At 72.0% G+C, this 19,624-nt stretch carries 21 protein-coding genes; 10 read left to right on the top strand and 11 right to left on the bottom strand.

Annotated features, from left to right (window positions below; all coding sequences use genetic code 11):
• The first annotated feature begins 13 nt into the window (after positions 1 to 13).
• Together Q8W71_RS06305 and Q8W71_RS06310 are read left to right on the top strand one after the other, a co-directional pair.
• Positions 14 to 364: a hypothetical protein gene (locus Q8W71_RS06305; RefSeq protein ID WP_305524485.1), complete on the top strand. Its 351-nt coding sequence runs from the start codon at positions 14 to 16 to the stop codon at positions 362 to 364.
• A gap of 6 nt (positions 365 to 370) precedes the next feature.
• Positions 371 to 1,030 carry a hypothetical protein gene (locus Q8W71_RS06310; RefSeq protein ID WP_305524486.1) on the top strand — a complete coding sequence of 220 codons (660 nt, stop codon included), beginning with the start codon at positions 371 to 373 and terminating at the stop codon, positions 1,028 to 1,030.
• A 423-nt stretch (positions 1,031 to 1,453) separates the two neighbouring features.
• Here the strand turns inward: Q8W71_RS06310 and Q8W71_RS06315 are convergent, their stop codons facing one another.
• The 5 genes from Q8W71_RS06315 to Q8W71_RS06335 form a co-directional block, all read right to left on the bottom strand.
• Positions 1,454 to 1,954 carry a DUF3280 domain-containing protein gene (locus tag Q8W71_RS06315; protein ID WP_305524487.1) on the bottom strand — a complete coding sequence of 167 codons (501 nt, stop codon included), beginning with the start codon at positions 1,952 to 1,954 and terminating at the stop codon, positions 1,454 to 1,456.
• A gap of 140 nt (positions 1,955 to 2,094) precedes the next feature.
• The gene (locus Q8W71_RS06320; protein ID WP_305524488.1) at positions 2,095 to 3,189 is read right to left on the bottom strand and encodes a biotin/lipoyl-binding protein; all 1,095 of its coding nucleotides are present in this window, start codon (positions 3,187 to 3,189) and stop codon (positions 2,095 to 2,097) included.
• Between the two features lie 43 nt (positions 3,190 to 3,232).
• Complete coding sequence (locus tag Q8W71_RS06325; protein WP_305524489.1) at positions 3,233 to 3,427, bottom strand: DUF1656 domain-containing protein; 195 nt, start codon at positions 3,425 to 3,427, stop codon at positions 3,233 to 3,235.
• Positions 3,428 to 3,441: 14 nt separating this feature from the next.
• Positions 3,442 to 5,457 carry an FUSC family protein gene (locus Q8W71_RS06330; protein WP_305524490.1) on the bottom strand — a complete coding sequence of 672 codons (2,016 nt, stop codon included), beginning with the start codon at positions 5,455 to 5,457 and terminating at the stop codon, positions 3,442 to 3,444.
• A 108-nt stretch (positions 5,458 to 5,565) separates the two neighbouring features.
• Positions 5,566 to 5,877 carry a hypothetical protein gene (locus Q8W71_RS06335; RefSeq protein WP_305524491.1) on the bottom strand — a complete coding sequence of 104 codons (312 nt, stop codon included), beginning with the start codon at positions 5,875 to 5,877 and terminating at the stop codon, positions 5,566 to 5,568.
• A gap of 231 nt (positions 5,878 to 6,108) precedes the next feature.
• On the opposite strand from Q8W71_RS06335, the gene Q8W71_RS06340 reads away from it, so the two are divergent.
• A complete protein-coding gene (locus tag Q8W71_RS06340) occupies positions 6,109 to 6,744 on the top strand; it encodes a glutathione S-transferase N-terminal domain-containing protein (protein ID WP_305524492.1) in 636 nt (211 codons plus the stop codon).
• A 6-nt stretch (positions 6,745 to 6,750) separates the two neighbouring features.
• Here the strand turns inward: Q8W71_RS06340 and Q8W71_RS06345 are convergent, their stop codons facing one another.
• Complete coding sequence (locus Q8W71_RS06345) at positions 6,751 to 7,215, bottom strand: DUF2147 domain-containing protein (RefSeq protein ID WP_305524493.1); 465 nt, start codon at positions 7,213 to 7,215, stop codon at positions 6,751 to 6,753.
• 257 nt (positions 7,216 to 7,472) lie between these two features.
• Between Q8W71_RS06345 and ndk the strand changes: the two genes are divergently transcribed.
• Together ndk and Q8W71_RS06355 are read left to right on the top strand one after the other, a co-directional pair.
• Positions 7,473 to 7,895, top strand: coding sequence for a nucleoside-diphosphate kinase (gene ndk, locus Q8W71_RS06350; RefSeq protein ID WP_305524494.1), 423 nt, complete (start codon positions 7,473 to 7,475; stop codon positions 7,893 to 7,895).
• A gap of 251 nt (positions 7,896 to 8,146) precedes the next feature.
• The gene (locus tag Q8W71_RS06355; RefSeq protein ID WP_305524495.1) at positions 8,147 to 8,512 is read left to right on the top strand and encodes a hypothetical protein; all 366 of its coding nucleotides are present in this window, start codon (positions 8,147 to 8,149) and stop codon (positions 8,510 to 8,512) included.
• 36 nt (positions 8,513 to 8,548) lie between these two features.
• On the opposite strand, the gene purN is transcribed toward Q8W71_RS06355, so the two are convergent.
• The 3 genes from purN to Q8W71_RS06370 all read right to left on the bottom strand — a co-directional run bounded on the left by purN (position 8,549) and on the right by Q8W71_RS06370 (position 10,707).
• Positions 8,549 to 9,202, bottom strand: coding sequence for a phosphoribosylglycinamide formyltransferase (gene purN, locus Q8W71_RS06360; RefSeq protein WP_305524496.1), 654 nt, complete (start codon positions 9,200 to 9,202; stop codon positions 8,549 to 8,551).
• Positions 9,199 to 10,266 (bottom strand): phosphoribosylformylglycinamidine cyclo-ligase, encoded by a 1,068-nt coding sequence (gene purM / locus Q8W71_RS06365; RefSeq protein WP_305524497.1) that lies wholly within the window; start codon positions 10,264 to 10,266, stop codon positions 9,199 to 9,201. Before purM ends, purN begins: the two co-directional genes overlap by 4 nt.
• 123 nt (positions 10,267 to 10,389) lie before the next feature.
• Complete coding sequence (locus tag Q8W71_RS06370; RefSeq protein WP_305524498.1) at positions 10,390 to 10,707, bottom strand: DMT family transporter; 318 nt, start codon at positions 10,705 to 10,707, stop codon at positions 10,390 to 10,392.
• A gap of 48 nt (positions 10,708 to 10,755) precedes the next feature.
• Between Q8W71_RS06370 and Q8W71_RS06375 the strand changes: the two genes are divergently transcribed.
• The 5 genes from Q8W71_RS06375 (at position 10,756) to ppx (ending at position 17,507) form a co-directional block, all read left to right on the top strand.
• Positions 10,756 to 11,316 (top strand): TetR/AcrR family transcriptional regulator, encoded by a 561-nt coding sequence (locus tag Q8W71_RS06375; RefSeq protein WP_305524499.1) that lies wholly within the window; start codon positions 10,756 to 10,758, stop codon positions 11,314 to 11,316.
• A 151-nt stretch (positions 11,317 to 11,467) separates the two neighbouring features.
• Positions 11,468 to 12,562: an AI-2E family transporter gene (locus Q8W71_RS06380; RefSeq protein WP_305524645.1), complete on the top strand. Its 1,095-nt coding sequence runs from the start codon at positions 11,468 to 11,470 to the stop codon at positions 12,560 to 12,562.
• A gap of 33 nt (positions 12,563 to 12,595) precedes the next feature.
• Complete coding sequence (locus Q8W71_RS06385) at positions 12,596 to 13,300, top strand: P-loop NTPase family protein (protein ID WP_305524500.1); 705 nt, start codon at positions 12,596 to 12,598, stop codon at positions 13,298 to 13,300.
• A 104-nt stretch (positions 13,301 to 13,404) separates the two neighbouring features.
• On the top strand, positions 13,405 to 15,885 hold the full coding sequence (locus tag Q8W71_RS06390) for an RNA degradosome polyphosphate kinase (protein WP_305524501.1): 2,481 nt from the start codon (positions 13,405 to 13,407) through the stop codon (positions 15,883 to 15,885).
• A gap of 80 nt (positions 15,886 to 15,965) precedes the next feature.
• Entirely contained in the window at positions 15,966 to 17,507 is a 1,542-nt protein-coding gene (ppx, locus tag Q8W71_RS06395) for an exopolyphosphatase (protein ID WP_305524502.1), read from the top strand.
• 122 nt (positions 17,508 to 17,629) lie between these two features.
• Here the strand turns inward: ppx and Q8W71_RS06400 are convergent, their stop codons facing one another.
• Both Q8W71_RS06400 and Q8W71_RS06405 read right to left on the bottom strand, forming a co-directional pair.
• A complete protein-coding gene (locus tag Q8W71_RS06400; RefSeq protein WP_305524503.1) occupies positions 17,630 to 18,307 on the bottom strand; it encodes a DUF6629 family protein in 678 nt (225 codons plus the stop codon).
• Positions 18,308 to 18,370: 63 nt separating this feature from the next.
• Positions 18,371 to 19,609, bottom strand: a complete 1,239-nt coding sequence (locus Q8W71_RS06405; RefSeq protein WP_305524504.1) for an MFS transporter — start codon at positions 19,607 to 19,609, stop codon at positions 18,371 to 18,373.
• Between the last annotated feature and the right edge of the window lie 15 nt (positions 19,610 to 19,624).

Genomic DNA, 19,624 nt, shown 5'->3' on the forward strand with positions numbered 1-19,624 from the left:
CTCGGAACCGCCGATGTCTCACATCCAGTTGATCGAGAAGGCCGTCCTCCCGACGTCCCTGTGGCTGACGTTCTGGGACCTCGGTGAGCAGAGCCAGATCTCGATGGAGATCGCCGCGCCGACCGAGATCTACGAGGTTGGTGCGGTCTTCAGCCTCGACCGGGATGCCAAGTTCGAGCGGCTGGCATTGAGGCCGGTGTCCGACGGCGACGTGTCGGCGTCACTGCGCCAGCATCTCCTGATCCCGTTGCCGGCGCGTGTGCCGCGCCAGGATCATCCGATTGTGCAGAAGTCCGTGTCCATCCGCGAAACGAGCGATGCCACGACGCGCGTCCACGCAGGGCTGATCAGCTTGATCGGCTGAACGCCGGTGATCGAAACACCGATCAATCGAGCCCAGGCTGCGCAGTGCCGTCCGTCTCCGGGAAGTCTCGGCGCGCTCTTCACACTCTGCGCCGTCAGTTTCGAAGGACGAACGTTCTCGCTGAACGTCGCCGATATCCGAGCCGGGGATGTCATCATCCAGAGCCGGCCGTCGATCGACCAACTGAATCCTGTTTACCGCTATCAGCGTCTGCTGTTTGGCGCAGACGTGGCTCGGTGGACGCATTGCGGGATCATCGACGAGAATCTTACGGTCTGGGATGCGATGCCCGGCGCCCATGTCAGGTCGCGTCCACTCCGTGTACTCCTGAGCGAGTCTCACAGACTCAAGATCGTGCGGCCCGTTATTCCGCCAGCGCCGGTCGGGTTGCGAACGTCTCTCCTGCAATTTTCCAATCACCAGTACAGCGTCTTCAGCGTCGAAACCGTCGGCCGGCTGGGTGCACGGCTCGCGCGCGCCGGACCTTGGCCGAACCCCGCCACGAACGACGGAACGGTCATGTGCTCACTGTTCGTCTCCGACGTCCTGCGCCGATCGACACGGCATGGGTTTTTCCGGCAACTGCCTATCGCAGTTCCGGCCGACTTCGCGACGGATGCTGATTTTACCGACGTACCACTTCACTGGTGCGCCGCAGAGCCTTGAAGAAACGCGGCGGGAGCGGTCTGAGGTGGGGCATTTCGCGTGTTCGAAGTCGTACCGTGTCGGTCGCTTCTGCGCCCCTGGGACCGCTCTCGTCCCGCTGTCCGTACCGTGCCGCTGGGTTCCAGGCCGAACGTGTCCCGGCGCCGTCTAGGCGGCCTTCTGCTGCGGTGGAGTCATTCCTGTCTCCTCCAACCCTGCCGGCCAGTAACGACCCTGCGATCCGCAGACGATCGAGTTCTCCGGCCGATCCGTGCCCGCATCTGCGAAGCACAGGATCAGACTGCGCCCGTCGAAGTCTGCGGTCAATACGAAAAATGCGGCCGCGCTTGATCTCCATCGTCTTGCCGCCGCGATCCCGCAGCGCGTGCGAGGCGGATCAGAGGGTTAGCGCGGGGAGACCGGCACCGCAAAAGATCGCCCAGGTCAGCGGCCCGCACCCATGTTGTTCTCGACGAGGAAGCGGACCGCCCGGTCGAAGGACTCGTCGGTGTTGCCGCGCAGGTCCACGCTGTAGGCCCGCTCCGGCCCGGTGCCGTCGAGGGGTTTGACGTAGACGTTGAGGTTCAGGATCAGGTTGGAGACCTTCTGCACCTCGCCGGTGATCGCCACGTCGGCGCCGAGCTTGCGCGCCAGCGCGTCGGCGCAGCCGTTGCAGCGGCGCAGTTCGGGGCCCTTGGCGACCTCGTCCCGGACCGGGTCGGTCGAGACCACCGTGAACAGCCCCTTGTCCCGCAGAAGGTCGCGCAGTTCGGCGCTGGTGCGCTTCAGGCGCTCGTGCTCGGCCGCGTCGGTCGGGACCGGCGAGAGGTTCGAGTACTGGAGATCGAACACCGCGGCCTTCTTCGACGCGGCCAGCGCCGGGCCGGCGATCCAGGGGACGGTCGCCAGAACGGTGGCGAAGAGGGCGGCGGCGATGCGGGCCATGGGGCTCTCCCGGTGCGGCACCGCCCGGATCCTGCCCGCCCTCCGACAGGGAACGGCGGTCAGGAGCGATCGAGATGCGAGCGTTGCGCGCCTTCGGACAACGCCCGGATGCAGAGGCGGTGCGGTGACGGGCGGTGCGCTCAGCGCCGCTCCGCCTCGGCCCGCGGCCCGGCCGCCGGCGTGCCCCAGCCCGCGACCCGGTCGCGCAGGTTCATGAACCATGCGGGCGGCGGCGCGCGACCGTCGCCCACCACCACCGTGGCGGTCATGCCGGCCACCAGCGGCACGTCCGGCGGCACGTGGTCGATGCGCACCCGCACCGGCACGCGCTGGGCGAGCCGCACCCAGGTGTAGACCGGGTTCACGTCCGGCAGGCCCTGCGTGCTCGGGGCGGCGTTCGCGGTGGAGATGCCGAGGGTGATGCTCTCCACGGTGCCCTTGAGGTGCGGGGCGTAGCCCATCAGCGCGATGTCGGCCGGGTCGCCGACGTGGATGGCCGCCATCTTCGTCTCTTCGAAGTAGCCGTCGATCCAGAAGGAATCGGTGTCGATGACGCTGATGTTCGAGGTCCCGGTCCGGGCATAGTCGCCGACCCGCATCAGCAGGTTGGTCACTCGGCCGTTGACCGTCGAGGTCACCCGCGTGCGGGCGAGATTGACCTGAGCCTGCCGCAGCCGCGCCTGGGCCCCCTCGACCGCCGCGGCGGCGATCTTGGCGTTGCCGGCATAGATCTGCTTCTCCTCCACCGAGGTCGAGACCGTGGTCAGGGCCTCGCGGCGGGCGGATTGCGCGCTCTTGACCGAGAGATCGGCCTCGCGGTTCTTCACCTCGGCGTCGGCGGTGGTCACCGAGACCTCGAAGTCCACCGGATCGATGACGTAGAGCACGTCGCCCTTGCGCACCGCCTGGTTGTCGACGACCCGCACTTCGACGATCTGGCCGGCGACCTGGGGGGCGATGTTGGCGACCTGGACCCGCACCCGCCCGTCGCGGGTCCACGGCGCTGCCACGTAGAACTCCCACATGAAGGCCGCGGCCACGCAGGCGGCCGCCAGGATCACGGCGGTGGCGGCCAGCCGGAACAGTGTCGCCGCCCGGCCGCGCCGGGCCACGAGCGGGCGCGGCGCGGTGATCGGCGGCGGCTCCTCGCGAGGCTGCTCGCGAGATTGCTCGGAAGGGGCGGACGGATTCGGGTCGTCCTGCGGGTCGTCCGCGTCGGCGCTCGTGCGGTCCATGGCGTCAACGTGTGCGAGGGCGGTGGATCATGATGTTTCCCGCCTAGAGGAACGCGAGCAGGAGGGCGAGGACGCAGACGTAGATGCCGGCCTCGGCCAGCGGCGCGTTGGCGACGTAGCGGCTGAGGCGGATCCAGGCGAACACCCGGCGGAGCAGCAGGAAGATCGCCAGCGCGCCGAGCGCGTAGGCGACGAAGGAGGAGATCAGCACCCCGCCGATATGGATGTCGCGATACATGGAGCCTCCCCGCCTCAGAACGGCGCGATGGCGAGGCGGCGCAGGACCCGCCGGTGCCGGCCGATGGTGCGCGCCGCGATCATCAGGTCGCTGACCGCGCGCGCGGCGGCGAGACGCACCGCCCGGCCCTGCCCCGACGCGGCGGCGACGAGGTCGCCGGCCGCCCGCTCCAGCCCCCGGTCGTCGCCGGTCGCGAGCGCCGCGCGGGCCCCCGGGATCGGGCCCCGCATCGCCTCGGTGCTCCAGAGCCGGCGCAGCTCGGCGTGGCCCCGCGCCGCGGCCGCCTCCAGCCGGGCCAGCGCCAGGGCGTGCGACAGGCTCAGCCGCCGGACCACGCCGCTGCCGGAGCTGTAGCCCGCGAACTGGAACAGGCGGTCGGCGTTCAGGCTGGTGCGCGTCGTGGCATCGCCGCCCTCGCCGATCAGCGCGTCGGCGAGGCTGCGGCGGGCGGAGCCGAGGGCGAAGGCGCGCTGCTGCCCCGGCGTGACCGGCAGGATGATCCGCACGAGGACCGAGAGAATGATCGCCGAGGCCACCACGAGGAATGCGTTCAGGAGAAAGGCCTGGGCGTCGTAGGTCTGCGGGTTGGACGGTCCGAGCAGGACCGGGAAGAACACGATCACGATGAAGCCGATGCCGAAAGTCTTCGGGTTGAGCGACAGGAAGCAGCCGAAGAAGATCACCGGCGCCATCACCATCGCCAGGATCGGGAAACCCTGGACGCCGGTGAGAAACACGAACCGGGCGATCCCGGCGCAGGTGGCGGCGATGCACATCCCGATCAGCACGCCGTTGGCGAACTTCTTCGGATCGGGTGCCACCGAGGACAGCGTTGCGGTGGCCGCGACCTGGACCAGGGCGAAGGAGGCCTGCGGCAGGCCGAGCGCCACGAACAGCGCGGCGGTCACTCCGAAGCCGATCGCCACCCGCAGCGCTCCGCGGAAGGCGACGGGAAAATCCCGGTGGGTCGGCAGGCGGGCGTCGCGCAGGGGCCGGTGCCCGTCGGCCAGCGCGCGCAACCCGTCCTGCGCGAAGGTCGCGGCGCAGACGACGTCGAGGGCGCGCTGGAGCGCGACCACCTCGTCGGCGGGACGGCGGTCCCGGACCGCCGCGTCGACGAGGTCGCGCAGCCGTGCGTCGTGCCGGTCGAGATTCTCGTCCTCCGGCGCCTCGGCGACGCGGCGGCAGATCGCCAGCGCCTCGTCCACCGCCGGGCTCGGGCGGCGCAGGTGGGACGCGGCCGCGGCGGCGGTGCGGACCGCGGCGGCCATCGCGTAGAGGGCGGCGATGCAACTGCGCGCGCCCGCCGCCCGGTTGGCGCCGTCGTCGAGTTCCCCCGCCACGGCGCTCGCGTCCGCCCGCATCGGCGCGATGCTGCGCAGGAGCGCGGCGAGGCGCGCCGCTCCGAGATCGCCGCGCGCCAGCGTCTCCCGGGCGTAGGCGCGCGTCGCCTCCCAGGCGTCCGTCATCTGCGGCAGCAGCGCCCGCCACGTGCTCGGCGAGGCGAGCGCGTCGTTGATGAAGGTGATGGCGATGATGCCGAGCACGATCACCGCGACGCGCGACACGGCGGCGTCGAACACGCCCTGCGGGGCGTCGATCTGCGACAGCGCGATGATCGCCACGGTGTAGCCCGACAGCATGGCCCCGTAGGCGCGGGTGTCCTGCAGGTACTGGGCGACGAACACGCACAGGCCGAGCCACAGGGTGAAGCTGACGAGCAGCAGCACCCGGTCCTGCCCGAACAGGGCCACCAGCACGATCGCCACCGCGGCGCCGATGATCGTGCCGAGGAAGCGGTACAGCGCTTTCGACAGGGCCTGCCCGCGCTTGGGCTGGGCGAGGATGGCGACGCAGACGGCCGCCGAGGAGGCGCTGTCGAGCTGGAGCCAGAAGGCGGCGGCGAGCGCCAGCATCATGGCCGTCCAGATGCGCAGGGCGAACGCCCAGGCCGGAAGCTTCGGCACCCAGGTGTCGAGGCGGTCGATCAGGCGATCGACCCGCGAGGCCGCCGCACCCGCCTCAGCCAAGGCGGGCCGTCCCGTCCGCCCCACGCGCCCGCCGCATCATCTCGCCTCGCACGTCGCAGGGGGTCGCCCGGCACTGCCAACGCTCGGCCGCCGGGGCGGTTCGCGCGCTCAGGCCTTGTCGCTGCCCTTGAGGCGCTTGTTGCACTTGCTCCAGAACTGCGGCCACTTCGGCCCCTGCGCGGTCTTCTGCGCGTCGGTGAGCCCGCGCCACTCGGCGCCGCACTTCTTCTGCCGGTCTCGCGCCGCCGCCTGCCCGGGGCTCGGCTCCCTGGCCGTGTCCTTGCCGGTTTCCTTGGCGGCCGGTGCCGGAGAGGCGGGCGCCGCGGCGGCCGGCGCCTTCGGCGTCTCCCGGGCGAGTGCGGGCTGCGCGAGGGCCAGCGGCGCGCACAGGGCCGCGATCCTGGCGAGACGGTCGATCATCCGGGCATCCTCACGTGGTCGCCGCTCGGGCGGGCGGTCATCACAGCCGGCCCGGCGGCCCCGGACAAGGGGCGCCCGGGCACCGTCGACAAGCGGGCCGCCATGCTCTCGCAATCGTGAGTGCCATGTCCCGGCGCGCTTGAGGCGGCCCGGGAAATCGTCTTCACTGGCGCGGTCGTCCGAGGGCCGCCGGCGCCGGACCGTCGAGGAACCGTCGAGGAGCAGCAGGATATGGCAGCGGTGACGGGCGCCCCGATCGACGTCCACACCTGGAGCACGCCCAACGGCTGGAAGATCCCGATCATGCTGGAGGAGTGCGGGCTGCCCTACCGGGTGGTGCCGGTCAACATCGGCAAGAACGAGCAGTTCGCCCCCGACTTCCTGGCGATCTCGCCCAACAACAAGATCCCGGCGATCGTCGATCCCGACGGACCCGGCGGCCAGCCGATCGCGGTGTTCGAGTCGGGGGCGATTCTCCAGTATCTCGGTCGCAAGACCGGGCTGCTCTACCCGGCGGACGAGCGGGCGCGGGTCGAGGTCGACGCGTGGCTGTTCTGGCAGGTCGGCGGATTCGGGCCGATGCTCGGCCAGACCCACCACTTCACGATCTACGCGAAGGAGAAGGTGCCCTACGCCATCGACCGCTTCACGAGCGAGGCCAAGCGCCTCTACGGGGTGCTGGAGCGGCGGCTGGAGGGGCGCGAGTACATCGCCGGCGACTACTCCGTCGCCGACATCGCGACGCTGACCTGGGCCAAGCTCAACTACAAGCAGGGGGTGGACATCGCCGCCCTGCCCAACGTGAAGCGCTGGCTGGACACGGTGCTGGCGAGACCCGCGGTGCAGCGGGGCCTCGCCGCGATCTGACCCGGGTCAGTGCTTGTTGGCCGCCTGCTGGTTCACATCCGGCACCTTGGTCCAGGTCTGCGAGCCGCACAGGATCTTGAGCAAGCAGCCGGACACGGCGAGTTCGGACTCGTTCTCGCGCGCCACGCTCACCGCGTAGGTCTTGCCCTCCTCGATGTTGTAGATCTCGCCGGAGAACTTGTCGTCGTCGGGCTTCAGCCCGTCGATGAGCTGGAGGCCGAGCACCGGGCGGGCCCGCTTCTTCGGGTCGGGGTTCTTGGTGTCGGTGCGCGGCGCGCCGCCGTCGGTGGTCGGGACCTTGAGCCAGACCACCTTGCCGCAGACGAGCCGCTGGGACGGGCCGCAGCGGTCGATCCGGATCTTGGCGCGGCCGTCGCCGGTGAGCCACGTGCCGGACGGGTCCTTCGGCGCGTCGGCCGAGGCGGCCGAGAGGCCGGCGAGCAGCAGGGCGGAGCTGAGGGCGAGGCGCATGGTCGTCTCCGGTTGGGGCGCCGTCTCCGGCGCCGGGCGGCGGGTTGCGGCGATTGAGCCGATGCAATCGGGCGATTTTTCGGCCGTGTTGCGGCCGCGCCACGGCCGAGCTTGCGCCGGGCCCTCCGCGCCGCGGGTTGAGGCGGGGAGGGGGGCCGTCTATAAGCCGGCCGCCGCAGCGCAATGCGCCGCACGCGACCGCGCTCCCGCGCGCCTCGCAACGCGCACCCCTCACCCTTCAACAGACCGGACCGACCATGGCCAGCGAGCGCACCTTCTCGATCCTCAAGCCCGACGCCACCCGGCGCAACCTCACCGGCGCCGTCAACGCGGTGATCGAGGAGGCCGGCCTGCGCATCGTCGGCCAGCGCCGGATCCGCATGACCCGGGCGCAGGCGGAGACGTTCTACGAAGTCCACAAGGAGCGGCCGTTCTACGGCGAGCTCGTGGAGTTCATGACCTCGGGTCCCGTCGTCGTGCAGGTGCTGGAGGGCGAGAACGCCGTGGCCAAGTACCGCGAGGTGATGGGCGCCACCAACCCGGCCCAGGCCGCCGAGGGCACGATCCGCAAGAAGTTCGCCGAGTCGGTCGGCGAGAACACCGTCCACGGCTCGGACAGCCCGGAGAACGCCAAGGCCGAGATCGCCCAGTTCTTCCAAGATTCCGACATCGCCGCCTGATCCCGGGTGGCCGGCCGGGCACACCGGCCGGCCGTCTCCTTGGAGCCGTTCCCGGTCGCGCTGCAATCGTGCACGGCTGTAAGTCTTTGTTTCGACGCGCTCTCTTTCGCCGAACCGGCATCCACTTCGGCGGAGAGCGCTCTAGGCAGCGACGCGATCGATCGCGGGTGTGTCCGCCCCGTCATTGACGGGATGCGGGGTGCGGGAGTCCAACGGCCGAGCTTGTTTCCCAGACCCCGGACCGCACCCCGATGACGACCCGCCGCCTGCCCCTGCTGATCGCGACCGGCCTGCTCGCGCTCGGCGCCACCGCCGCCCTCGCCGGGGGCTCCTCGGCCCCGTTCGAGCAGTACCAGCCCGACCCGGCGCTCAAGACGGCCTCGAAGACCAACCTCGAAGGCCGCGTGCGCCACGCCTGCGCCGTGGTCCAGGCGCGCATGACCAACGCGCCCGAGGCCTCCCTGGAGCGCCCCTGCGGCTGCTACGCCCGCCAGACCCTGCGCAGCCTCGACGAATCCGAGATCGAGGCCTACCGCACCACCGGCTACTTCAACGATTCCGCCCGGGCCAAGGCGCTGTCGGCGCTGGATAGCTGCAAGCTCCAGCGGCCGGTTTGAGGAATCCCGGGGCGCTGCCCCGGACCCCGCCCCCCGTTACAGGCTCAGGAGTGCGCCGTCCGGCGGCGCGCCGGCGATGACGACGCGGCCGCCGTCCAGGCGGGCGCGGCCGCCCGCCACCAGGGCCAAAGCTGCCGGATAGAGGCGGTGCTCCTGCACGATGATCCGCGCCGCGAGGCTGTCCGGATCGTCGCCCTCGTGCACCGGCACCGCGGCCTGGGCCACGATCGGCCCGGAATCGAGTTCCGGCACCACGAAGTGCACCGTGCAGCCGTGCAGCCGCACCCCGGCGGCCAGCGCCTGCGCGTGGGTGTGCGTGCCCTTGAACAGCGGCAGCAGCGAGGGGTGGATGTTGATCATCCGCCCCGCCCACGCCTCGACGAAGCCGGGGGTCAGGATCCGCATGAAGCCCGCGAGGCAGACGAGGTCGATCCCGGCCTCGCGCAACGCGGCATCGAGCGCCGCGTCGAACGCCGCCCGGTCCGGATAGCGGCGGTGGTCGATCGCCCGGGCCGGGATCCCGGCCTCGGCCGCGCGGGCGAGGCCCGCCGCGTCGGGTCGGTTGGACAGGACCAGGGCGATCTCGGCCGGGTAGGCCGGATCCCGCGCCGCAGCGATCAGCGAGGTCATGTTCGAGCCGCGCCCCGAGATCAGGATCGCGACGCGGGCCTTGGTGCGGGGTGCCGTCAAAGCGCGAGGCGCCCGGTGAAGGTCACGGGCTCCGGGCCCCGCGCGGTGATCCGCCCGAGGCGCACCGGCGCCTCGCCGGCCCGGGTCAGGGCCTCGTCCACGTCGTCCACCGCGTCGGCGGCGGCGATCACCACCATGCCGATGCCGCAGTTGAACGTGCGCAGCATCTCCGCCTCGGCGACGCCGCCCTCCCGCGCCAGCCAGCCGAACACCGGCGGCGGGCCGAGGTTGTCGAGGTCGATGGCGATGCCGACGTCGTCCGGCAGCACGCGGGGCAGGTTGTCGGGGAAGCCGCCGCCGGTGATGTGGGCGAGCGCCCGGATGCCCTCGGTCGCCCCCAAAGCGGCGAGCAGCGGCTTCACGTAGATCCGCGTCGGTTCGAGCAGCGCCTCGCCGAGGCTGCGGCCGGGGGCGAACGGCGCCGGCGCGTCCCAGGGCAGCCCGGCCTTCGCCACGATCCGGCGCACCAGGGAGTAGCCGTTGGAGTGGACGCCCGAGGAGGGCAGGCCGAGCACCGCGTCGCCGGGCCGGATGCCGGGCCGCGGCAGCAGCGTGCCGCGCTCGGCCGCGCCCACCGCGAAGCCGGCGAGGTCGTAGTCCGCGCCGTCGTAGAGGCCGGGCATCTCGGCGGTCTCGCCGCCGATCAGCGCGCAGCCCGCCTGCCGGCAGCCCTCAGCGATGCCGCGGACGATGTCGGCGCCGATGCCGGGCACCAGCTTGCCCGTGGCGTAGTAGTCGAGGAAGAACAGCGGCTCGGCGCCCTGGACCACGAGGTCGTTCACGCACATCGCCACGAGGTCGATGCCGATCGTGTCGTGCCGGCCGGTCTCGATGGCGATCTTGACTTTGGTGCCGACCCCGTCGTTGGCCGCCACCAGGATCGGGTCGATGAACCCCGCCGCCTTGAGGTCGAACAATCCGCCGAAGCCGCCGATCTCCGCGTCCGCCCCCGGTCGGCGGGTGGCGCGCACCAGCGGCTTGATCGCATCGACCAGCGCGTTGCCGGCGTCGATGTCGACGCCCGCCGCCGCGTAGGTCAGCCCCTTCTCAGTCCCGGCCGTCATGGAATGCGCCTTCCCGGTCCTCGTCGGGCCCCGCTCTAGAGCGCCCGCCCGCGGAGGGGAAGCCGGTTCGCCGCAAGCGGTCTGCCCGCCGCCCCGAGATCGGGGGCAACCGGAGGGACGCGGTCAGTGGGCCAGCTTCAGCGTGATGACACCCCCGACGATAAGCGCGACGCCGGCGAAGCGCGCGATCGACGACGGGTCGCCGTAGACGGCGATGCCGACCAGAAACGTGCCGGCCGCTCCGATACCCGTCCAGATCGCGTAGGCGGTCCCGATCGGGATCTCGCGCTGGGCGAGCCAGAGCAGGAGGCCGCTGCCCGCCATGAAGGCGATCGCGACGGCGATCCCGCTCCATCGGCTGTTCGGCTCCTGGGCCATCTTCAGGCCGACCGGCCAGCCGATTTCCAGCAGGCCCGCGAGGATGAGGTAGATCCAGCTCATGATACGATTTACATACGATCGTATTACAACGTTGGCAAGGGTGCGCGCATGGGAAGGCCCCGCAGCGTCGATCGCGAACACCTGCTCGACACGGCCGAGACGCTCGTCTCGGCGTCGGGGGCCGCGGGCCTGTCGTTCGGCGGCATAGCGGCCGCGGCCGGCGTGCCGAAGGCCAGCGTCCAGTCTGCGTTCGGGACCAAGGAGGCGCTGATCGAGGCCATGCTGGAGCGGTGGATCGGGCGGGAGCAGGAGCGCTTCGCCCGCGCCGCCGGCCCGGACCCCGACCCCCGCGCGCGGATCCAGGCCCATCTCCGGACGCTCTGCGAGGAGCCGGCCGACGAGAGCAGCCGCGTCGCGACCCTGCTCGCGGCCATGGCCGGGTCCGGGGAGCAGATCGCCAGTGCCGCCCGCTGGTACGCGGCGCGCGTCGGCGACCTCTCCGCGCGGACCCCGGAGGCGCGGCGGCTGCGCATCGCCTTCCTCGCCGCCGAGGGCGCGTACTACATCCGCCACCTCGTCGGCTTCGACCTCAGCGACGCGGTGTGGCGAGAGATCTTCGCGGACCTCGAACGCATGGCCGACGATCCCGGGATCGACCGGCCCGCCTGATGTCCGGGGCCGGAAAGGCGGCGACCCGGCGGCCGGCGATCCCCAGGGGGCGGCCCGACGATCGATCGCGATCCCGGGGGCGCGGCCTTGATCGGGCCGGCCCGGGCGCCCACTGTCCGCCCGGGAAAGTGTGACCAGGGGGGCGGCGGTGTTGCGCACGCGGGCCGTGATCGGATTGGGGGCGCTCGTCGCGTTCGGGATCCTCGTCTACCTCCTGCGCGAGGTGATACTGCCCTTCGTGGCCGGGATCACGCTGGCCTACCTGCTCGACCCGCTCGCCGACCGGCTTGAGCGCCTCGGCCTCGGCCGGCTCACGGCCAGCCTCCTGATCCTGGCGCTGTTCGTCGTCGCGCTGATCGTCTGCCTGCTGATCCTCGTCCCGCTGACCGCCAATCAGGTCGTGGCGCTGATCAACGCCCTGCCGGGGATGGTGTCGCGCCTCCAGGGCATCATCGCCGACCGGGCGGGGACGCTCCTGAACCGGATCGGGGGCGAGAACGTCATCGGCGAGTTGCAGAGTTCGGTCGGCACGCTGGCCACCCAGGGCGGGGCGTGGCTCCTCGCCTTCCTCAAGTCGCTCTGGTCGGGCAGCCAGGCGCTGATCTCGATCGCCTCGCTGCTCGTCGTGACCCCGGTGGTGGCCTTCTACATCCTCGTCGACTGGGACCGGATGATCGCCGCCATCGATTCCTGGGTGCCGCCGCGCCACCGCGCCACCGTGCGCGACCTCGCCCGGCAGATCGACACCGCGATCACCGGCTTCATCCGCGGCCAGACGCTGGTCTGCCTGATCCTCGGCAGCTTCTACGCGGTCGGCCTCTGGCTGGTCGGGCTGAACTTCGGCGTGCTGATCGGTCTGATCGCCGGCTTCCTCACCTTCATTCCCTACGTCGGCACGCTCACCGGCTTCATGCTCTCGGTGGGCGTCGCCCTGGTGCAGTATTGGCCGAACTCGGACTGGCTGCATCTCGGGCTGACGGTCGGCGTGTTCCTCGTCGGCCAGTTCATGGAGGGCAACGTCATCAGCCCCAAGCTCGTGGGGGACTCGACCGGCCTGCACCCGGTCTGGCTGATGTTCGCGCTGCTGGCCTTCGGCGCCCTGTTCGGCTTCCTCGGGCTCCTGCTCGCGGTGCCGATCGCCGCCTCGATCGGCGTGCTCGTGCGGTTCGGCCTGACCCGCTACCTCCAGAGCCGGCTCTATCACGCCGAGCAGCCGGTGCTGATCGACGTGAGCGGCAAGCCTTGACCTGAGGCGGACGAGGCTCAACCTCTGCCCCGCATGCGCGACGACGCCCCACCCCGGCAACTGGCCTTCGACCTGCCGCTCGATCCCCGCTACGGCCGCGAGGATTTCCTGGTCGGCCCGGCCAACGAAGCGGCCTACGCGCTGGTCGAGGCGTGGCCCGACTGGCCCGACAGCGTGCTGATGCTCACCGGCCCGCCCGGCAGCGGCAAGAGCCACCTCGCGGCGATCTGGGCCGAGCGCGCCCACGCCTGGACGATCCCCGCCGCCGAGGTGCGTGCCGAGGGCGTCGGCCATCTCGTCTCCAACGGCGCCCTCGTGGTGGAGGACATCCACCGGCCCGAGGGCCGCGACGAGGCGGCCCTGTTCCATCTCCTGAACGTGGCCCGCGAGCGCGCCGCGCCCGTGCTGTTGACGAGCGCCGCCGGCATCGACGCCCTCGGCCTCGCCACGCCGGACCTGCGCTCGCGCCTGCGCCTCGCCCCCGGCGTCGGGATCGAGGCGCCGGACGACGCGCTCCTGCGGGCGGTCCTCGTCAAGCTGTTCGTCGACCGGCAGCTCGTGGTCGATCTCGGGGTGATCGAGGCGGTGGCCCTGCGCATCGACCGCTCGCTGGGGCTCGCCCGGGACGTGGTGACGGAACTCGACCGCGACGCGCTCGGCCGCGGCCGCCGCATCAGCCGGCCGCTGGCACTCGCGGTCCTGCGGCGCCTGGGGCTCGACGGCGAGGCGGACGGGTAGGGTGGGGTTGCGCCCCGCGGACCGCTGTCACGGAACCGTCGTGAAGGCGGCGGGTGGGCGGTGGTAAGGGGCGCCGGGACAGGCGCGAGACACAGGGACCGGAGATGGATTCGACAGCCAAGCCCCTCGATCGCGACCCGGCCGAGTCCAAGGCGGCGGAGTCTGGGGCAGCAGCGTCCGGGGCGGCAGCGTCCGGGGCGCCGGAATCCGGGATCGCGGAGTCCGGGTCGGCCGAGACCCGCGGGCGCCCGGCCGCCCGCCGCCCGGCCGCGCCGCGTCGGCAAGCGGGGGACAAGCCGGCCGCCGCGGCGCCCGACGGCGCGGCCCCGCCCGCACCGCCGTCGACCGCCACCGCCGACGCGGGCGACGAGTGGCCCGCCGCGCCCGAGCCGGTCGCCGCCCCGGCCGCGCCCGCGGACGCCGCCCGCGAGCCGGTTCTGGAGGCCGGCCGCTCGCTGCGCCACGCCCCCGAGCGTTTCGTGAACCGCGAGCTCTCGTGGCTTCAGTTCAACCGGCGCGTGCTGGAGGAGGCCTCGAACCCCAACCACCCGCTGCTGGAGCGCCTGCGCTTCCTGTCGATCTCGGCCAACAACCTCGACGAATTCTTCATGGTCCGCGTCGCCGGCCTGCACGATCAGGTCCGGGCCGGCATCACCGTGCCCTCGCAGGACGGCCTGAGCCCCTCCGAGCAGCTCGCCCGCATCGGCATCGAGGTCGGCCGCCTCGCCGTCGATCAGCAGGCGCGCTGGCGGGAGCTGCGGGGCGAGCTGCACGCCGCCGAGATCGACCTCGTCGAGCCCGCCGACCTCGCCCCCGCGCACGCCGCGTGGCTGGAGGAGTACTTCCTCACCCTCGTCTTCCCAGTGCTGACGCCGCTCGCGATCGACCCGGCCCACCCGTTCCCGTTCATCCCGAACCTCGGCACCACCCTGGCCCTGCTGCTGGTGCGGCCCCGGGACGGGCGGGTGCTGCGCGCCCTGATCCGCCTGCCCGGCGTCCTCGACCGCTTCGTGCGCCTGCCGGCGCTCGACGGCGATACGCATGCCCGGTTCATCGCCATCGAGGAGGTGATCGGCCTGTTCACGGGCCGGCTGTTCCCCGGCTACCTCGTCAAGGGTCGCGGCGCCTTCCGGGTGGTGCGCGACTCAGACCTCGAGATCGAGGAGGAGGCCGAGGATCTCGTCCTCCACTTCGAGACGGCGCTGAAGCAGCGCCGCCGCGGCGTCGTCATCCGCCTGGAGGTCGAGGCCGGGATGCTGGAGGAGCTGCGGACCTTCGTCACCGAGGAGCTGGAGATCTCGACCGAGGCGGTCTTCCTCGTCGAGGGGATGCTGGCGCTCAACGAGCTGTCGCAGATCGTCGGCATCGACCGGCCGGACCTGAAGTTCAAGCCCTACGCCCCGCGCTTCCCGGAGCGGATCCGCGAGTCGGGCGGCGACGTGTTCGCCGCGATCCGCCAGAAAGACTTCATCGTCCACCACCCCTACGAATCGTTCGACGCGGTGGTGCAGTTCCTGGCGCAGGCGGCCCGCGACCCGAACGTGGTGGCGATCAAGCAGACGCTCTACCGCACCTCGTCCAACTCGCCGATCGTCGCGGCGCTCGCCGAGGCGGCCGAGGCCGGCAAGTCGGTCACCGCCCTCGTCGAGCTGAAGGCGCGCTTCGACGAGGAGGCCAACATCCGCTGGGCCCGCAATTTGGAAAAGGCCGGCGCGCAGGTGGTGTTCGGCTTCGTCGAGCTGAAGACCCACGCCAAGCTGTCGATGGTCGTCCGCCGCGAGGGCGACCGGCTCGTCACCTACTGCCACGTCGGCACCGGCAACTACCACCCGATCACCGCGCGGATCTACACCGACCTGTCGTTCTTCACCGCCGACCCGGCCATCGCCCGCGACGTGAGCCGGATCTTCAACTTCATCACCGGCTACGCCGAGCCGGCGGAGCTGGAGCGGATGGCGGTCTCGCCGCTCACCCTCAAGCCCCGGCTCCTGGAGCACATCGAGGCCGAGATCGCCCACGCGAGGGCCGGGCGGCCGGCGGCGATCTGGATCAAGTGCAACTCGCTGGTCGACGGCCAGATCATCGACGCGCTCTACGACGCCTCGGCGGCCGGCGTGCAGATCGACTGCGTGGTGCGCGGCATCTGCTGCCTTCGGCCGGGCGTGCCGGGGCTGTCCGAGACGATCCGCGTCAAGTCGATCGTCGGCCGCTTCCTGGAGCACGGGCGCATCTACGCCTTCGGCAACGGCGTCGGCCTGCCCCACCCGAAGGCGACGGTCTACATCTCCTCCGCCGACCTGATGAGCCGCAACCTCGACCGCCGGGTCGAGGCGCTGATGCCGGTCACCAACCCGACCGTCCATCAACAGGTTCTCGACCAGATCATGCTGGCCAACCTGCTCGACAACCGGCAGAGCTGGCGCGTTCTGGCGTCCGGCGGCTGCGAGCGCGTCCAGCCGGCCGAGGGCGAGGAGCCGTTCAACGCCCACAAGTACTTCATGACCAACCCGAGCCTGTCCGGGCGCGGCAAGTCCTCGAAGAAGTCCAGCCCCCGGGCGCTCAGCCGGCGCGCCCAGCGTCCCTGACCCCTCGCCGGGCGCGCGGGGAGGCCTACACTGTCCCGCGGCGCGGCCCGGCGCGCCCGACCGACCAGGAGCCGCAGCGTTTGGCCAGCCCACGCGCCAACCTCACCCTCGCGCACGCCGCCGACGCGCCGCTGGGCGACCCGTGCCGGCCGGTGGCGATCATCGACATCGGCTCGAACTCGGTCCGGCTCGTCGCCTACGACGGGCTCACCCGGGCGCCGACGCCGCTCTACAACGAGAAGGTTCTGTGCGGGCTCGGCCGCAATGTCCTGACCACGGGGCGGCTGAACGAGGAGGCGGTGGCGCGCGCGCTCGCGGCGCTCGGCCGGTTCCGCATCCTGTGCGAGACGATGCGGGTGGGCAGCGTCCACGTGCTGGCCACCGCCGCCGCCCGCGACGCCTCGAACGGGCCCGACTTCCTGCGCGCGGCGCAGGCCGCCTGCGGGCAGGAGATCCAGCTCCTGTCCGGCCGGCGGGAGGCCGAGCTGTCGGCGCTCGGCGTCGTCTCGGGCTTCCACGCGCCGGACGGGGTGGTCGGCGACATGGGCGGCGGCTCGCTGGAGCTGGTCGACGTGCGCGGCACCGTGGTGGGGCAGGGGGTGACCATGCCGCTCGGCGGGCTCGCCCTCCAGGATCTCTCAGGCGGCTCGATCAAGAAGGCCGGCAAGATCGTGCGCGAGCACATGCGCAAGGCCGCCCCGCAGCTCGAGACGCTCAACGGACGGACCTTCTATGCGGTCGGCGGCACGTGGCGGGCCATCGCCCGGCTGCACCAGGCGGCGCGCGGCTATCCCGTCCACGTGATGCACGGCTACACGGTCGATCCGACCGACGAGTTGAGCTTCCTCCAGATCGTCGAGCAGACCGACGTGTCGCAGCTCGGCGACATCGACGCGATCTCCGAGGCGCGCCGGCCGCTGCTCGCCTACGGCGCCGTGGTTCTCGAAGAAATCATCCGCGTCGGCCGCCCCCGGGCGGTGGCGGTGTCGGCCTCCGGCGTGCGCGAGGGCCTGCTGTTCGAGCAGCTCGACCGCGAGACCCGGCTCCTCGACCCGCTGCTCGCCTCGGCGGCCGAGTTCAACGCCCTGCGCGCCCGCTCGCCCCGCCACGGCGAGGAGCTGATCGGCTGGACCGACGCGTTCGTGGCCTCCCTCGACGGGCACGAGACCGCCGACGAGCGCCGCCTGCGCCACGCCGCCTGCCTTCTCTCGGACGTGGGCTGGCGCGCCCATCCCGACTATCGCGGCGACCAGAGCATCGCGGTGATCCAGAATGCCGCCTTCGTCGGCGTCGACCACCCGGGACGGGCCTACCTCGCCCTGTCCGTGTCCCTGCGCCACAGCGGCGTCGCGCCGGAGAAGGCCAACCCGCTGCTCCGGGGCCTCGCCGGCCCGCGCCTGTTCGAGCGGGCCCGCCTGCTCGGGGCGCTGCTGCGCGTCGCCTTCCCGATCTCGGCCGGCATCGACGGGGCGCTGGGCCGCGCCCCGATCGCGGTGGAGGGCGGACGCGCGGTTCTGCGGCTGCCGCCGGACTGGGCCGACCTCGGCAGCGAGCGGCTGCTGAACCGGGTGCGGGGCCTCGGCCGCGTGCTCGGACTCGATGCCCGGATCGAGATCGGCTGAGGCGAAGTCCGGGTTTCGAAAGGCTCGCGCTCTCGCACGTGCAGGGTGGCCCCCTGTGATGCCGGGGCCTCGCCCCGGCGTCCCACCGAAGGGCGCGCCCTTTGGCAACCTGGGACTTCAGCTCAGGCGGGCTCCAGCCCGAGGAGCCGGCTGTTCGGCCGGACCACGTCGATGTGGCGGGCGCGGAACTGCCAGTACAGCATGACGCTGATCAGGGCCGCGTAGAGGCACCAGACCGAGGTGAAGGCGTAGCCCTTCACCGCCAGCGTCACGGCCACGCCCGCGAGGTTGAGCCAGCCGAACCAGCGCACCACCCGGTGGCTCGACGCCACCAGCGCGCCGCAGGTGGCGATCACGTAGACCGCCGCCACCCAGGCCAGCGCCGTGCCGGGATTGTCGTAGCGGATCGAGTGATGCTCGATGCTGGCGGTGCTCGGATCGACGATCAGCTCGCGGAACACGATCGCGGACAGGACCGCGCCCAGGGCGGTCAGGGCGGCGATGCCTCGGCGGCGCCAGCCCGGCGGCTCCATGAGCAGCACGGCGAGCGGCATCAGGAAGGGCAGCACCCCCTGTGCGTACAGGATGAAGATGAAGACGAGGTGGCCGAGCGCCTCCGGACGGATCCGCCCGTCGAGACCGAGCCAGACGAAGCCCTCCGTGAACTGGTGCAGGGCGAAGAACATCGGCATTGCCGCGAACAGCACCGCGCGCGGATGGCGAACGTGGGAGAGCGTGGCGACGCCGACCGCCCCAATGACGCCGCTCGCGACGAAATTCGCCTCCGCCGAGAAACACATCGCCCGATCAGCCCCGCATGCCCTTCGGGGCGTGGTGCGGGCGCCGCGGGTCACGGTCAAGCCTCATCCGCGGCCCGGGCGGCGGCGTCCTCCGGAATCTCCGCCGAAGCGCAAGCGCAAGGCGATGCCGGCGGCGAGCGCTACCAGAGCGAGCATTGTGCACAGGCTCAGGGCCGCGGTCTCGCCGAAGCGCTCGATCACCAGCACGAGGGCGAGCGGCGCGGCCGCCGAGAGCAGCAGGCTCGGCGCCACGAGGAGGCCGACGAGGCTGCCGTAGACGGCCGGGTCGAACAGGGCGAGCGGCAGGCTGCCGCGGGTGATGGTCAGGACGCCGTTGCCCGCCCCGTAGAGCAGGGCGAAGGCCACGGCCGCCGCGAGGCTGACGCCGCTCCACGATCCCGCCACGAAGGCGACGGGCAGGAGCGCGCAGGCGGCGAGGTTGAGATCGAGGGCGGGCAGACGCCGCCCGAACAGCACCTCGCCGAGCCGCGCGGCCGACTGGCCGATGCCGCGCAGGGTCGCGATCCAGACGGCGGCGGAGGCGGCGAGCCCGAGCCCGGTGAGGATGTTGATCATCCCCGCCGACATCGCCGCGTTGAGCACGTTTGCCACCGTGGCGATCAGCGCGTAGAGCGCACCCGCGAGCCGCCGGTCGAACGGCGTCAGCGCCAGCGGGCGCGCCGCCGGCCGCGCGGGCCCGGCGGGACGGTCGGAGAAGCGCCCCCGCGGGATCGCGAGGTGCAGCGGCAGGGTGAGCAGGGCGAGCCCCGCGTAGCCGACGAGCGCCCCGCGCCAGCCCAGCGCCTCGGCGAGCGCGTGGCCGATCGGCCAGAGCACCGTGGAGGCGAGGCCGCCGAACAGGGTGATCTGCGCCATCGCCGGCTTGGCCTCGGCGCCGCCGATGCGGGCGAGCGCGGCGAAGGCGGCGTCGTAGAGGGCGCAGCGCATCGCCAGCCCGAGGCAGATCCAGGCCGCGTAGTAGCCGGGCAGGCTCGTGGCCGCGGCGACCCCGAGGCAGCCGGCGGCGGCGAGGCACGAGCCCGCGGACATCACCGGCCGGCCCCCGAAGCGGTCGATCGCGCGGCCGACCAGCGGCGAGGCGACCCCCATGACCACGAGGCCGATGGAGAAGCCGCCGTGCACCTGCGCGTCGGTCCAGCCGTTGCCGGCCGCGATCAGCGCGCCGAAGCCGCCGACGAGGTAGTAGGTGACGCCCCAGCCGACGAGCTGCGACGCGCCGAGGCAGAGGACGACCCGGCGCGGAACCGAGGGTTGCAGGGCCTCGGTGGGCGGGACCTGCACCGGCGCGATCAGGAC

The sequence above is a fragment of the Methylobacterium amylolyticum genome (assembly GCF_030700245.1).
Taxonomy (GTDB): Bacteria; Pseudomonadota; Alphaproteobacteria; order Rhizobiales; family Beijerinckiaceae; genus Methylobacterium.